13 protein-coding genes and 2 pseudogenes are annotated in these 13385 nt (G+C 69.0%); 5 read left to right on the top strand and 10 right to left on the bottom strand.

Going from position 1 to position 13385, the window contains the following annotated elements:
* Window positions 1-304: 304 nt before the first annotated feature.
* Window positions 305-1489: an alpha/beta hydrolase-fold protein gene (locus tag KGS77_RS12430; protein ID WP_242580987.1), complete on the top strand. Its 1185-nt coding sequence runs from the start codon at window positions 305-307 to the stop codon at window positions 1487-1489.
* Between the two features lie 67 nt (window positions 1490-1556).
* Here the strand turns inward: KGS77_RS12430 and KGS77_RS12425 are convergent, their stop codons facing one another.
* The 4 genes from KGS77_RS12425 to KGS77_RS12410 form a co-directional block, all read right to left on the bottom strand.
* On the bottom strand, window positions 1557-2084 hold the full coding sequence (locus tag KGS77_RS12425) for a DinB family protein (protein WP_242580986.1): 528 nt from the start codon (window positions 2082-2084) through the stop codon (window positions 1557-1559).
* 250 nt (window positions 2085-2334) lie between these two features.
* On the bottom strand, window positions 2335-2784 hold the full coding sequence (locus tag KGS77_RS12420; protein ID WP_242580985.1) for a hypothetical protein: 450 nt from the start codon (window positions 2782-2784) through the stop codon (window positions 2335-2337).
* 82 nt (window positions 2785-2866) lie between these two features.
* Complete coding sequence (locus KGS77_RS12415) at window positions 2867-3526, bottom strand: hypothetical protein (protein ID WP_242580984.1); 660 nt, start codon at window positions 3524-3526, stop codon at window positions 2867-2869.
* Between the two features lie 519 nt (window positions 3527-4045).
* Window positions 4046-5815 carry a biotin carboxylase N-terminal domain-containing protein gene (locus KGS77_RS12410; RefSeq protein ID WP_242580983.1) on the bottom strand — a complete coding sequence of 590 codons (1770 nt, stop codon included), beginning with the start codon at window positions 5813-5815 and terminating at the stop codon, window positions 4046-4048.
* 591 nt (window positions 5816-6406) lie between these two features.
* On the opposite strand from KGS77_RS12410, the gene KGS77_RS12405 reads away from it, so the two are divergent.
* Window positions 6407-6844 carry a hypothetical protein gene (locus KGS77_RS12405; RefSeq protein WP_242580982.1) on the top strand — a complete coding sequence of 146 codons (438 nt, stop codon included), beginning with the start codon at window positions 6407-6409 and terminating at the stop codon, window positions 6842-6844.
* Window positions 6845-6896: 52 nt separating this feature from the next.
* Here the strand turns inward: KGS77_RS12405 and KGS77_RS12400 are convergent, their stop codons facing one another.
* Window positions 6897-7646: an IclR family transcriptional regulator C-terminal domain-containing protein gene (locus KGS77_RS12400; protein WP_242580981.1), complete on the bottom strand. Its 750-nt coding sequence runs from the start codon at window positions 7644-7646 to the stop codon at window positions 6897-6899.
* 243 nt (window positions 7647-7889) lie between these two features.
* Between KGS77_RS12400 and KGS77_RS12395 the strand changes: the two genes are divergently transcribed.
* Together KGS77_RS12395 and KGS77_RS12390 are read left to right on the top strand one after the other, a co-directional pair.
* Entirely contained in the window at window positions 7890-8060 is a 171-nt protein-coding gene (locus KGS77_RS12395; protein ID WP_242580980.1) for a hypothetical protein, read from the top strand.
* 48 nt (window positions 8061-8108) lie between these two features.
* A pseudogene (locus KGS77_RS12390) lies at window positions 8109-8570 on the top strand (GNAT family N-acetyltransferase); the annotation flags it as partial.
* On the opposite strand, the gene KGS77_RS34980 reads toward KGS77_RS12390, so the two are convergent.
* Together KGS77_RS34980 and KGS77_RS12380 are read right to left on the bottom strand one after the other, a co-directional pair.
* Window positions 8530-8937, bottom strand: coding sequence for a DUF397 domain-containing protein (locus KGS77_RS34980; RefSeq protein WP_347404480.1), 408 nt, complete (start codon window positions 8935-8937; stop codon window positions 8530-8532). The pseudogene KGS77_RS12390 and the gene KGS77_RS34980 sit on opposite strands and share 41 nt — an antisense overlap.
* A complete protein-coding gene (locus KGS77_RS12380; RefSeq protein WP_242587436.1) occupies window positions 8934-9767 on the bottom strand; it encodes a helix-turn-helix transcriptional regulator in 834 nt (277 codons plus the stop codon). The genes KGS77_RS34980 and KGS77_RS12380 overlap by 4 nt, the downstream gene beginning before the upstream one ends.
* A 428-nt stretch (window positions 9768-10195) precedes the next feature.
* Here KGS77_RS12380 and KGS77_RS34975 point away from each other — a divergent pair, with 428 nt between their 5' ends.
* Window positions 10196-10324 carry a hypothetical protein gene (locus tag KGS77_RS34975; RefSeq protein WP_347404479.1) on the top strand — a complete coding sequence of 43 codons (129 nt, stop codon included), beginning with the start codon at window positions 10196-10198 and terminating at the stop codon, window positions 10322-10324.
* Window positions 10325-10338: 14 nt separating this feature from the next.
* Here KGS77_RS34975 and KGS77_RS12370 read toward each other — a convergent pair whose 3' ends face one another.
* The 3 genes and pseudogenes from KGS77_RS12370 to KGS77_RS12360 form a co-directional block, all read right to left on the bottom strand.
* Complete coding sequence (locus KGS77_RS12370) at window positions 10339-10686, bottom strand: DoxX family protein (protein WP_242580979.1); 348 nt, start codon at window positions 10684-10686, stop codon at window positions 10339-10341.
* A 170-nt stretch (window positions 10687-10856) separates the two neighbouring features.
* A complete protein-coding gene (locus KGS77_RS12365; RefSeq protein WP_242580978.1) occupies window positions 10857-11069 on the bottom strand; it encodes a YbdD/YjiX family protein in 213 nt (70 codons plus the stop codon).
* A pseudogene (locus tag KGS77_RS12360) lies at window positions 11066-13230 on the bottom strand (carbon starvation CstA family protein). The gene KGS77_RS12365 and the pseudogene KGS77_RS12360 overlap by 4 nt, the downstream one beginning before the upstream one ends.
* Between the last annotated feature and the right edge of the window lie 155 nt (window positions 13231-13385).

Here is a 13385-nt window from a genome sequence, read left to right as displayed (position 1 = left end):
ACCCCGGCCGCTCCGTACGTCCGGTCGTGCCGTACGAGCCGTGGGCACCGGCCGTGCCGTCCCGGAGGCGGTCCCCCGTTCGGAGTATGCCGTCCCCGCCCGCCCGCGGAATCGCCCGTACGGGGGTTTCCGGGGCGCGGGGTGTCCGGGAGGCGGACCACAGGCGAAGCGCAGTCGTACCGCCGCGGGCGCGTGGCGGAACAACTGCCCATGACCGCAACGCCGTCCCCACGGCGGCCATCAAACCTGGCGCAATGAGGCTTTAGGTGCCGCTGGAACGCATGACGGGAACCTGGGGAACGCAATGGGACTGACCAGCCGATCGCTGCTCTACATCATGATCGCGGTCGCCGTGGTCTGCGTCGGGCTCACCCTGTGGCTGTGGCCACGGCTGGCCGGACGCGGTCCGCTGCCGATGCTCGGCAGGCTCGGCACCGTCGTCGCCACGCAGCTCGCGATCGTCTCCGCGCTCGGCCTCGCCGTGAACGCCAACTTCCAGTTCTACAGCTCCTGGGGCGAGCTGCTGGGTACGTACGACGACGCCCCGGCAGCCGTGAGCAAGTGGGGCGACCACGGGGGCGCGGGCCCGGCCGGCGACCCCGCCAAGGGGCTCGTACAGGCTTCGGGGCCGGAGGGCCTGGACAAGGTGCACGGTCTGCCGAAGGGGCCGCCGGAGCGGACGGGCAAGGTGGAGTCCGTACGGATCGTGGGCAAGCGCACCAGGGCCGTGGACCCGGCGTACGTCTACCTGCCGCCGCAGTACTTCCAGCGGCAGTTCGCCCGGCAGCGCTTCCCGGTGGTCGTCGCGATCAGCGGCTACCCAGGAGGAACCTTTCTGCTGGGGCAGCACCTGCGCGTCCCGCAGACCGCCGGCGAACTGATCCGCAAGGGGCAGATGCAGCCCACCGTCATCGTGATGCTGCGGCCCACCATCGCACCGCCCCGCGACACCCAGTGCGTGGACGTCCCCGGCGGCCCGCAGGCCGAGACCTTCTTCGCCAAGGACCTGCCGGACGCCCTGAAGTCCCACTACCGCGTCGGCCGCGACCCGGGCGGCTGGGGCGTCTTCGGCTACTCCTCCGGCGGTAGCTGCGCCCTCCAGCTCGCCATGCGCCACCCCCGTACGTACACCTCCGCCGCCGCCCTCTCGCCCGACTACCGCATCCACAACGACCCGACCACCGGCAACCTCTTCGGTGACGACAAGGACCGCATGCGCCGCAAGCAGGGCCACGACCTGATGTGGCGCCTGGAGAACCTGCCCGCGCCGCAGGTGTCCGTCTTGATCGGCACCAGCCGCGAGGGCGAGAAGAACTATCCGGCGGCCAAGGCGTTCCTGGACGCGGTCAAGCCCCCCATGAAGGCCGAGTCGATCATCCTGGACCACGGCAGCCACAACTTCATCACCTGGCGCCGTGAACTGCCCGCCGCGCTCCAGTGGATGAGCAAGCAGCTCACCTTCCCGGAGGACGTGGTCGGCAACTCCTAGCCCGGGGAGTCCGGGAACCTTGGGGACCCCGGGGAGCCCGCGGCGTCCTCACATGCCCGCGGCGTCCTCACGTGCCCGTGACACCGTCGATGCGCTCCCGGATCAGATCCGCGTGACCGTTGTGCCGTGCGTACTCCTCGATCATGTGGATCAGGATCCAGCGGAGCGAAACGCTCCGTTCCGCCACATACCCCACCTGGCTTTCCGGAAGGTCGCCGGAGTCGTCGAGCGAGGCGTTCGCGATCAGCTCATGGCTCCGCCCGACCTCCGCCCGCCAGGCGGACAGCGCCTCGTCGATCCCGCGGCCCGGCGCGAGCGCGAAGCCGTTCCCGAGCCCGTCCGGGTACAGGGGCGGCACGTCCTGGCCGGCGAGAACCCGCTGGAACCAGTGGCGTTCCACCTCCGCCATGTGCTGCACCAGGCCCAGCAGTGTCATCGAGGACGGTGGCGCCGAGGCCAGCCGTATGCGGCGGTCGTCGAGTCCCGCGCACTTCAGCGCGAGCGTGTCGCGGTGGAACTGCAACCAGCTTTCGAGCATGGTGCGTTCATCGGCGTGCGGGGGCGGTACGGAGCGTCCGTCGGGCATCGTGACCATGCACGGCACCCTGGCACAGCCGGCCGTCCCGCAACAGTGTGCGGGACGGCAGCACGGCGCGAGGGCCGCCCGGCGGTGTGCCGGGCGGCCCTCGTAGACGAATGTGGCGTCGTCGTCAGTCCTTGATCTCGCAGATGACCGCGCCGGAGGAGAGGGAGGCGCCGACCTCGGCAGGTGGGCGGAGAAATCGCGCACAGGCACTTCAGCGCACCGCCGATAGGCACGGAGAAATCTCCGCAGTCCGTGAGTTTCACATGGTGTGCTCTCCGGAGACGACAGCAACTGTCCAGCGAGGGCTCCCATGGCTCACCTGAACGGCCAAAGACTGGGACTTGGCGTCCGTATAGACACGTCCGATCGTGACGGGCCCGTTGCAGGAGACCGGGGTAGGCTGATCTTTTGGGTCATTCCCGTAAACGATCGTGATTTTACCTTTGCCTACGCACCTGGCATGGATGGTGTAGACGTCCTTGTCCACCTTGAACCCGGGAAGTTTCGCGTTGCCCGTGCCTGAAGTCGGCGGGACGAGGATCCGTGCTTTCGCGGGCAGGTCGAGTGCTGCCGAGTTTGATTTCGTCGCGCTGGGTCCGGGAGTGTCTTGGCCGGCTCCCTTGTCGTTTCCCTTGTCGTTCCCGCCGGTGCAACCAGCGGCCAGCAGCATGATGAAGAGCGCGGTTGAGGCGGAAGCGTGACGGCGCACGGGGATCCTCCTGGAAGAACCTCCGGTCCTGGCCCGGCTGAAACCGGGCCAGGACCGGAGATCGGTTTGTGTGGGCGAACGGCTACTTGAGGACCCAGCCCTCACGGTAGGGAGCCCACACCGTCATCTCCTGCTTCCGCCCGATCTCGCAGTTGCTGTACATGTACGCCTTGTAGGCGCGCACGTTCTCCTTCATGATCCCGTAGTCGCCGTAGACGGTACTTCTGGCTTTGGCCTTGCCGCCGACCTCGACTCCCAGCTCCGACGTCCAGCTCTTGCTGGCGTTGGCATTGACCTCAGCCTTGATCTTTCCCAGGAATAAGATCTTTGTCTCGCCGCTCACCGTTACGGAGGTGCCGATCGTTGTAGTTCCCGATTTCTTCGAAGCGAACTTGAAATCTACCGCGTAGGGCTTGTTGTTCCGTACGAAGGTCGAGTACTTCACGGCCATGGTGTTCTTCAAGTTTTTGGTGATGCGGGCGACATTTCCCGGTTCGCAGTACCGACCACTTGGCGCCTTGGGCTCATCGAGATCCGGACCATCCACCGCTCCGGGTAACGCAAGGTCCTCCGGCAGCGATGCAAGATCACCATCCGGCGCGGCCTCTACGTCCGCACCAGGAGCGTCCGTCACCGAACCAGCCACTACATCCGCTCCCGGTGCCGTGAGGGCCGGGCCCACCGGGTTCGCCTGCGGGCCCGATTCGTCTGCGAAGGCCGGTCCCATACCCCCTATGATCATCAGTCCAACAGTAGTTGCGATGACGCGAGCTCTGCCTGAAATAGGTGCTCCTTCAATGACCCGGCCCTCTATGTGGCCAGTGGTGGTCTCATCAGAGCACGGTGCGATCTGGGCTGTTGAGAGAAACCGAATATTTGAGCAACATCTGAGGAATGACTGCGACAGACTGAATGATGCGTCAGAAGGCCGCCTGCGTACAGATCAAGCAGGCCGCCGGGACAACCGCCCGGCAGGGTGGCATACCGGTGTTTCCTGGGTGGCTTTCGACGGGGTCCGCCGGTGTCACGGAGGTTGCGCACGGTGGGGACGTCATCGATGGTTGGGGCCCGGCGGATCCGAAGAGGACGGTGATGGGCAGTGGTCAGCCACTAAAGTCGCGAGTCGCGCCGCTGTCCCTATCAGCTGCATCTCGGCCGTCCCTCCGGTGCGTCCCGCACACGCGAGGCGGTGAAGACGCCGCGAGGGGCGCCCGGCGGCTGTGCCGGGCGCCCCTCGCGTACGTACGTGACGGTGCTGCCGTCAGTCCTTGATCTCGCAGATGACCGCGCCGGAGGAGAGGGAGGCGCCGACCTCGGCGTTCAGGCCCTTGACGGTGCCGGCCCGGTGGGCGTTGAGGGGCTGCTCCATCTTCATCGCCTCCAGGACGACGATCAGGTCACCCTCGGCCACCTCCTGGCCCTCCTCGACCGCGACCTTGACGATCGTGCCCTGCATCGGCGAGGCGAGCGCGTCACCCGAGGCGGCGGAGCCGGACTTCTTGCCCGCCTTGCGCTTGGGCTTGGCGCCGCCGGCGACCGCGGCCCGGGCCAGCGGCATGCCCAGCGAGGACGGCAGGGAGACCTCCAGGCGCTTGCCGCCGACCTCGACGACGACCGTCTCGCGGCTGTCCGCCTCGGCCTCGTCCGTGCCGGTGCCGGCGAAGGCCGGGATCTCGTTCTTGAACTCGGTCTCGATCCAGCGGGTGTGGACCGTGAACGGGTCGGTGGAGCCGGTCAGTTCGGGCGCGAAGGCCGGGTCCTTGACGACCGTACGGTGGAAGGGGATGGCGGTGGCCATGCCCTCGACCGTGAACTCCTCCAGCGCGCGGGCGGCCCGCTGGAGCGCCTGCTCGCGGGTGGCGCCGGTGACGACCAGCTTGGCGAGCAGGGAGTCCCAGGCCGGGCCGATGACCGAGCCGGCCTCCACCCCCGCGTCCAGGCGCACACCGGGGCCGGCCGGCGCGTCGAACCTCGTCACCGTGCCGGGGGCGGGCAGGAAGTTGCGGCCCGGGTCCTCGCCGTTGATGCGGAACTCGAAGGAGTGGCCGCGCACCGCCGGGTCGTCGTACCCCAGCTCCTCGCCGTCGGCGATGCGGAACATCTCGCGTACGAGGTCGATGCCGGTGACCTCTTCGGTGACCGGGTGCTCGACCTGGAGGCGGGTGTTGACCTCCAGGAAGGAGATCGTGCCGTCCTGGCCGACCAGGAACTCGCAGGTGCCCGCGCCCTCGTACCCGGCCTCCTTGAGGATGGCCTTGGAGGCGCGGTACAGCTCGGCGTTCTGCTCTTCCGACAGGAAGGGCGCCGGGGCCTCCTCGACCAGCTTCTGGTGGCGGCGCTGGAGGGAGCAGTCACGGGTGGAGACGACGACCACGTTGCCGTGCTTGTCGGCCAGGCACTGGGTCTCCACGTGCCGCGGACGGTCCAGGTAGCGCTCCACGAAGCACTCGCCGCGCCCGAAGGCCGCCACGGCCTCCCGTACGGCGGAGTCGTACAGCTCCGGGACCTCTTCCAGCGTGCGCGCCACCTTCAGGCCGCGACCGCCACCGCCGAAGGCCGCCTTGATGGCGATCGGCAGGCCGTGCTCCTCGGCGAAGGCCACGACTTCATCCGCCCCGGAGACCGGGTCGGGGGTGCCGGCGACCAGCGGCGCACCGGCGCGCTGGGCGATGTGACGGGCCGCCACCTTGTCACCGAGGTCGCGGATGGCCTGCGGCGGCGGGCCGATCCAGGTCAGCCCGGCGTCCAGGACGGCCTGCGCGAAGTCGGCGTTCTCGGAGAGGAAGCCGTAACCCGGGTGGATGGCGTCGGCGCCCGAATCGGCGGCGGCGGCAAGGACCTTGGCGATGTCCAGGTAGCTGGTGGCAGGAGTGTCACCGCCCAGGGCGTATGCCTCGTCTGCCGCGCGGACGTGCAGGGCGTCCCGGTCAGGGTCCGCGTAGACGGCTACGCTCCCGATCCCGGCGTCCCGGCATGCACGGGCAACGCGAACAGCGATTTCGCCTCGGTTGGCGATGAGCACCTTGCGCACGATGGCTCCCTCCTTGAAACAAGGCGAGTTTAGGGACTGGCGACACCTCGTGCCGACCCGTTCCCCGGCGTGAGCTTGCCCACACGGAGCGTGCACCCGGCGCCGGCGAGGAGCGGAAGTCCCTTGCCGTCCCAGGGTAGGCCCGCATTCCGTACGCCACTCAGCGGCCGTGATGTGGTCAAGGTCTCGACGGGCGGGTGAACCCCGAGGCGCCGTTTCTTTGTGGAGTCCCTACGAATGGGCGAGGGAAACTTTGCCACTGAATCCTCCGGTCGGCCCCGTTCCCGTACGGCGGGTGCCGGTCCCGTGCGGCAGGTATCGCTCCCGTACGGCGGGTGCGGACCCTCGTGCGGCGGGTGCCGTTCCTGTACGGCGGGGTGCGGCCCCTCGGGCGGCGGGTGCCGCTCCCGTACGTCGGGTACGGACCTCGGGCGGCGGGTCCAGGCCCCTCACCCTGTCTCTTACCCACCCCACCCTCTTCGTGACCTTCCTTCCGCCCGGTTCTTCCCTGACAGGGGGGAGGCGGAGGTACCGTGCGCGGACGGTCGCTTTACTCGCGGTAACCCGCGGGAAGGGGAGGAGGACGTGGGGATGGCACGCAAACCGGTGGCCTGGGCCACGGCCGTCGTCCTGGTGCTGGAGACAGCCGGGGTACTGCTGCTCAACTGGATCCTGGCCATCGTCGTGGACAAGCAGCGCATGTCCATGGCCGGCCTGGAGCCCGGCGCGATGGCCACCGGAGCCTGGGCGGTCGGCGCCCTCTTCGGCCTCTACCTGCTGACCTGCGCCTTCGTCCTCGTCCGAGCCGCCGTACGCGACCGCCCGCCGGGCTCCTTCGGACGCATCGCCCTCATCTGCTGCGCCGTCCTGCACGGCGTGCTCGGCGCCTTCGCGGTCGGCCTGCTGGGCTGGGGCGCGTTCGCCCTGATGATGGCCGTCCTGGGTCTGCTCGTCCTGACCCTGATGGCGTACGGGTCTCCGCGCGGCGAGGCCGTCGCGGCGGGCAGGGACGTTCCGGCGAACGGGTGAACCGGCCCCCGGCCCCCGGCGGCCGTCGTACGCCTCACCCGGCCGTACGCCCTTACGAGGACGCCAGGGCCGCCGCCTCGCGGCGCAGCGCCTCGATCAGCGGCTCCCGCAGCCGCTGGAACTCCGCGACCGGCACGGCGGCCGACACGGCAGTCCCACCGGCCCGCACCCCGCCGGCCGCAGCCCCGCCCGCCGGTGCCATGGGCAGCGGCACCGCGACACACGCCATCCCCGGCGCCGCCTGCTCCACCTCCACCGCGACCCCGGCACGCCGTACCCGCCGCAGCTCCCGCTCCAGGCGCTCGGCCGAGGTGATGGTGTGCGGGGTGCGCGGCGGCAGACCACCGGCGGCCAGGTACTGGCGGCGGGCCGCGCCCGGCAGCGAGGAGAGCAGCATCCGGCCGTGCGCGGTGGCGTGCGCGCCGGTGTCCCGGCCGACCGAGAAGACCGAGTCCGGCCCGCTCGTCGCCCCGTCCACCACCGTGATCTCCCCGTCCCGGTACGTACTGAAGAAGACATCGGCCCCCGAGAGACGGCGCAGCCGCAGCAGCGACTCGTGCACCCGCTCGTCGATCCGCTGCTGCCGCCGGAAGGCGCTGTGCAGCGTCGGCACCCGGTAGCCGAGGGTGTACCCGGCCGCCGTACGCTCCAGGTGCCCGCGCTCGGTCAGCGACCCCAGCAGCGCGTACACCGTCGACAGCCCGCAGCCCAGCCGCCGGGCCAGCGCCTTGGCGGTCACGGGCCCGGACGCCTCGGCCACCGCGTCGATCAGATCCAGCGCACGATCGACGGACTGCGGCATAACGATCTTCCTCCGGGGCCGGGGCGGCGGGTCTGTACGGCAAGTGTCGGATATCGGGTATCGGGCCGTGGGCGTCGGGTGCCGGGTGCCGGCGGGAACGCGAAAGAAGTCGCTACCGGACCATGCGGGAACTGCGCCCCCGGAGCGGCGAGACCGTGAGCATCCGGATGCTGTTCGTCTTCGAGACAAGTACACGGCCTACCTTGAAGCCTTGGAACAGGAGAAGAAGAAGGGGCAGGGCAGATGAAACTCGGCACCATGGCCGACCTGACGGCCGTCATCACTCCCGAGAAGCGCGAGCGCATCGACACCATCAAGGCGGAAATGGTCGACGCCGAGCGAGGACACGAACTGGCCGCTCTCCGTAAGGCCCGGACTTCCGTCGGTGCCCCTACGCGTACGCACCCGTCCTAACATCCGCGTACGAACGGACCTCCCGGCGTCGTACAGTCCCGGCCGCACCTGCCCCTGGCAGGATGCGCCCATGGTCACACCCATACCCTCAGCAGTCCCCACCGGCCAAATGAGCCGTTACGAACAACCCGCCTTCCCCTGACCGGCGGCGCCTGCCTACGCCCCTGGCAGCAGAACGACACCGACGCCCAGACCCTCGCCACCGCCTCCCACGACCCGGACATCCAGCAGTGGAACCGCTCCGTCCCCATGTCACCCGACGAGGCCCGCACGAAAATCGCCCACTGGGCGCACCGCTGGCAGGCCGAGGAAGCCGCGATCTGGGCCATCACCCCGTCGGACGGAGCGGCCCCGGTCGGCCTGATCGGCCTGGGCGACATGGACCTCCGGGGCGGCAGCGCGGAATTCCTCTACTGGCTGCTCCCCGCCGGACGCGGCGGCGGCCTCATGGTGGACGCGACCGTACGGGTCAGCCGCTGGGCCCTGGACGACCTCGGCCTCCACCGGCTACGCATCTGCCACTCCGTCGCCAACCCGGCCTCCTGCCAAGTCGCGACAAGGGCCGGCTTCCTGTTGGAGGGCACCCAACGCAGCGCCCTCCTCCACGCGGACGGCTGGCACGACGAACACCTCCACGCCCGCATCCAAGGCGACCCCTGGCCCCCACCACCGCGTAAGGCCCCCTGTCACCAGCCCCCGTCGCCCCCACCACCATCCCGACAAACGCCACCCAGGCGTCGGGGGCGATGGTCAGTATGGGGCCGCTGGGGTCCTTGGAGTCACGTACATGGATGGCGGCACCGCTGGCTACTTCGACACAGTTGCCGCCACCTGCATCGCTGTGGCTGGACTTGAGCCACTGCAAGGTACTCTTCATAGTTCTCCTGCCAATCGCTCGATGAGGCCCAGAGATTCATCAGGTCCCAGGGCCTGTGCGCGGATCTTTGCATACCGGTGGGCGCGAATAGATACCTCGGCTGGATCGCTGATGAGCGAACTGACGTCCTGCGCCTCCAGGTAGACGAGGTGATCATGCTCAAGAGTCTCCAGCAGCTTCATGGGACCATGCGCGCCTGCGTGATCACCACGAAGTCCACGGTTGAGCGGTAGCACTTGGATCGTGACGTTGGGGCGTTGAGCGTACTGAGCGAGAGACAGCAGTTGGGCACGCATGATCTCGCGGGTGCCGAACAGCCTCATTAGAACCGACTCTTCGAGGATCAACTCGATCAGTGCTGTGGGCTCGCGGTCGAACAAAGCCTTGCGTGCCATCCGGGCTTCGACCAGTTCAGCGACACGCTGTTCCGGCGGAGGTGGATAGCCGCCACCGATCAGAGCGCGAGCGTAGTCCTCCGTCTGGAACAACCCATCGACCACGAGAGTCTCGTACGAGCACAGCGTCAGGGCTTTCGCCTCGATGAGCGCGAAGTCCTTGAACTGCCTGGGGAACTTGTCCAGGCGGACGTACTTGATGGCCGCCTTCAGGATGTCCGTGTCCTTGGTGAGGAGGTCGTTGAGGCCGAGCAGCATGTCGTCGCTGGCGGGCTGGGCGCCTGTTTCCATCGCGCTGACGGCCGAGCCCGTGTAGCCGATGATCTGGCCGACTTCCACCTGCGTCATCCCGGCGTGCTCTCGTAGGATTCTGGCGATCTCCGCCGCCAACTGCGTGGCGGTGGAGGCCGCTTCCTTGTTCTCTGTCCGCGCCATTGCGGTCACCGCCCCACTCGACTGCACTCAACCCGGTTCGAGCGCACCACAAACCTGCCGCACCGTGTTCGGTGGTGCACTCTCTGTCATGGAAAACGCTAGCGGGACCCACTGACACTGTTCCCGTGAATACGGAAAGTCACCGCGAAAGCGACTGTGGAAGTCTGGGCTGGTTGCCTGCTAGTGGGCACCAACTGCGGATAGCGGGGACACACTTCGACGCCGTACGGGTCGATGGGGAGACCGGGCGGGACCTGGCCGATCTCATGGAACGGCTGACGCGGGGGACGCCGGGGCCGGTGATTTCGGAGGTGAGCGGGCGGCGGTCGACGTAATTCCTCGTGCCGCCGGGCAGTACGGCGTACCGGGCCTGGCCGCGTGCCGCGTACCGGATCACGGGCGGGCGAGGGCGGACCGGGTACATCCGTGTGCCCGCCCTCTACGGCACGACCTGGCCGCTGGCCTGGCGGTGCCCGCCGACTCCCGACGGGCACCTCGTCCATGCCCTGCTGCTGTGGAACACGTTGAACGTGCTGGTGGAGGAGGAGGGCCCTTGACGTGGTCCGGGGGCTCAGGCGGCGAGGGCCAGGGCCAGGGCGCCGACCACCGGGGCCGCGTACACCACGGGGAAGGGGATGTGGCTGTAGATGCGCGACCGGATGACGGTGATGACGGCTCCGGTGAAGTACAGCACCAGGCCGGTCCCGGCCAGGATGCCGATGACCGGGACGAACAGGCCGACGACCAGGCCCACCGCCCCGGCGGCCTTGGCCGCGCCGAGCCAGGGCAGCCAGGACGCGGGGATGCCGTAGTCGGCTATGGGCTTGATGACCCACTTGGCGCGGAGGAAGGCGCTGCCGGCCGAGAAGCCCGTCATGGCGGCGGCCAGGAGGGTGACGACGAGATAGGTGGTGGGCATCAGCAGTGCTCCTCATCGGGCGGCGGCGCCGGGACGGTTGGCTTCGGCCGGGCCTCTTGGGTCCGTCACTGCTATGACGTGCCGCGCGGTGGGAGTGTGACCGGTGGAGGAGATTGAATTGAGGTGAGTGAGTTTTCGACGGGGCCGAGCCAGGGGCAGGGCGCAGGGGGTCAGCAGCAGGTGCCGCCCTCTCGGGGGTCGGCGTCGCGGCGGTCCGTGCGGCGGTGTTCGAACTCTCGGCGGGTCATGACGGGCTCGCCGGCGGCGCGGGCGCGCTCCGCGTAGCGGTCGTACGCGTGCTCGCCGTTGAGTTCGCGTACGTACCACAGGAGCTTGGCCGCGCCGCGACGGGTGCCGGCCAGGGTCTGCTGGAGGCGGGTCATGGGGTAAGGGTGCCGGAGCCGGTGGATGAGCCGGTGGATGTGGTGGCCGGTTCGGGGTCGGGGGCGGGGGAGGTGGACGAGAACAAGCCGGACGGTGCCGTGCGGCGGGACGGTACGTACTCGGCCTCGTGGAGGGGGAGGGAGCCGCCGTTGCGGACGGCCTTGACGCAGACCACGGCGCAGGCCAGGACGATGACGACGGTCAGGGCGGCGAAGGCGATGGACAGGGTGCCGGTCACCGTGGAGTTGTGGACGACGGTGGACATGTCGTCCAGGGACTTCGCGGGGGCCAGTACCTTCCCGGCCTCCAGCGCGTGCTCGTACTTGGCGCGCTGGGCGAAGAAGCCGACGGCCGGGTTGTCGGAGAAGACCTTCTGCCAGCTCGCGGTCATGGTGACGGCCAGCGCCCACAGCAGCGGTACGCCCGTCACCCACGCCCACTTCAGACGGCCGGACTTGATGACCAGGGTGGTGGAGACGGCCAGGGCGATGGAGGCCAGGAGCTGGTTGGCCGTACCGAAGAGCGGGAAGAGCTGGTTGATGCCGCCCAGCGGGTCGTTGACGCCGACCCACAGGAAGTAGCCCCAGGCCAGGACCACGACGGCCGAGGTGATCCAGATGCCGGGCTTCCAGGTCTTGTCGCGGAAGCGCGGTACGGCGTTGCCGATCATGTCCTGGAGCATGAAGCGGCCCACGCGGGTGGCGGCGTCGACGGCGGTCAGGATGAACAGCGCCTCGAACATGATCGCGAAGTGGTACCAGAACGACATCATGCCGTCCGTCCCGAACGCCTTGCCCAGGATGGTCGCCATGCCGACCGCGAGGGTGGGCGCGCCGCCCGTACGGGAGACCAGGGAGTCCTCGCCGACCGCGTGCGCGGCGGCGGCCAGTTGGTCGGGGGTGATGCGGAAGCCGAAGCCGGCGACCGCCTGGGAGGCGGACTGGAGGGTGTCGCCGAGTACGCCGGCCGGGGCGTTCATCGCGTAGTACAGGCCGGGGTCGATGACGCAGGCGGCAACCAGGGCCATGATCGCGACGAAGGACTCCATCAGCATGGAGCCGTAGCCGATCAGCGGGACCTGCGACTCCTTCTCGATCATCTTCGGGGTGGTGCCGGAGGAGATCAGCGCGTGGAAGCCGGAGAGCGCGCCGCAGGCGATGGTGATGAAGGCGAACGGGAAGAGGCCGCCGGCGAAGACCGGTCCGGTGCCCTCGCGTGCGAAGCGGCTGACGGGGTCGACGGTCAGGTCCGGCATGGCCATCAGGACGCCGACGGCCAGCAGGGCGATGGTGCCGACCTTCATGAAGGTGGAGAGGTAGTCGCGCGGGGCCAGCAGCATCCACACCGGGAGGACGGAGGCGATGAATCCGTACGCGACCAGGCAGATGACCAGCGTGCGCGGGGAGAGGACGAAGGCGTCGGCGAAGGAGGACTCGGCGACCCAGTTGCCGCCGACGATGGCGGCGAGGAGCAGGACTACGCCGATCAGGGAGACCTCGGTGACCTTGCCGGGGCGCAGGAAGCGCAGATAGCAGCCCATCAGCAGGGCGATGGGGATGGTCGCGGCGATGGAGAACGTGCCCCAGGCGGACTCGGCGAGGGCGTTGACGACGATCATCGCCAGTACGGCCAGGATGATGATCATGATGGCGAACACCGCGATCAGGGCGGCGATCCCGCCCACGCGGCCGATCTCGTCACGGGCCATCTGCCCCAGGGACGTACCGTCGCGCCGCATGGAGAAGAACAGGACCACCATGTCCTGTACGGCGCCCGCGAAGATGACGCCGACGATGATCCAGATGGTGCCGGGGAGATAGCCCATCTGCGCGGCGAGCACCGGGCCGACCAGCGGGCCGGCGCCCGCGATGGCCGCGAAGTGGTGGCCGAACAGGACCCGGCGGTCGGTGGGGTGGAAGTCGACCCCGTCGTCGTACCGCTCGGCGGGGTGGCCCGGCGGTCGTCCACCCGCAGGACCTTGCGGGCGATGAAGCGAGCGTAGAAGCGCTGGGCGATCAGGTACGAGCCGACGGCCGCCGCCACGATCCAGATCGCCGAGACCTTTTCGCCCCGGGACAGGGCCAGTACGGACCAGCCGGCCGCGCCGACGGCGGCCACGGCTGTCCAGATGACGAGCTGGAGCGGACTGAATCTGCGCACGACGTCGTGCCCCCCTTGCTGATCCGGTGGACCGCCGGTCCGGGCGTCCTGCCCGGGCTGTCTGCGCTTCTTGCGCTTCCTGGGCTGCTTCGGCTTCCCGGCCTCGGTGTACGGGGCATGTTAATCGACGTTAACGGCGGGTGGCGGGGTGATTC

It is taken from the genome of Streptomyces sp. MST-110588 (assembly GCF_022695595.1).
In the GTDB taxonomy this organism is placed as follows: Bacteria; Actinomycetota; Actinomycetes; order Streptomycetales; family Streptomycetaceae; genus Streptomyces.
This window is presented reverse-complemented; position numbering and strand designations above follow the sequence as displayed.

Excerpts from the sequence above, each read along its gene's own strand:
- KGS77_RS12395 (WP_242580980.1), top strand. The coding sequence starts at position 7,890 with ATGAAACTCGGCACCATGGCCGACCTGACGGCCGTCATCACTCCCGAG.
- KGS77_RS12370 (WP_242580979.1), bottom strand. The coding sequence starts at position 10,686 with ATGCCCACCACCTATCTCGTCGTCACCCTCCTGGCCGCCGCCATGACG.
- KGS77_RS12405 (WP_242580982.1), top strand. The coding sequence starts at position 6,407 with ATGGCACGCAAACCGGTGGCCTGGGCCACGGCCGTCGTCCTGGTGCTG.
- KGS77_RS12400 (WP_242580981.1), bottom strand. The coding sequence starts at position 7,646 with ATGCCGCAGTCCGTCGATCGTGCGCTGGATCTGATCGACGCGGTGGCC.
- KGS77_RS12425 (WP_242580986.1), bottom strand. The coding sequence starts at position 2,084 with ATGGTCACGATGCCCGACGGACGCTCCGTACCGCCCCCGCACGCCGAT.
- KGS77_RS12430 (WP_242580987.1), top strand. The coding sequence starts at position 305 with ATGGGACTGACCAGCCGATCGCTGCTCTACATCATGATCGCGGTCGCC.
- KGS77_RS12380 (WP_242587436.1), bottom strand. The coding sequence starts at position 9,767 with ATGGCGCGGACAGAGAACAAGGAAGCGGCCTCCACCGCCACGCAGTTG.
- KGS77_RS12365 (WP_242580978.1), bottom strand. The coding sequence starts at position 11,069 with ATGACCCGCCTCCAGCAGACCCTGGCCGGCACCCGTCGCGGCGCGGCC.
- KGS77_RS12415 (WP_242580984.1), bottom strand. The coding sequence starts at position 3,526 with ATGATCATAGGGGGTATGGGACCGGCCTTCGCAGACGAATCGGGCCCG.
- KGS77_RS34980 (WP_347404480.1), bottom strand. The coding sequence starts at position 8,937 with ATGAAGAGTACCTTGCAGTGGCTCAAGTCCAGCCACAGCGATGCAGGT.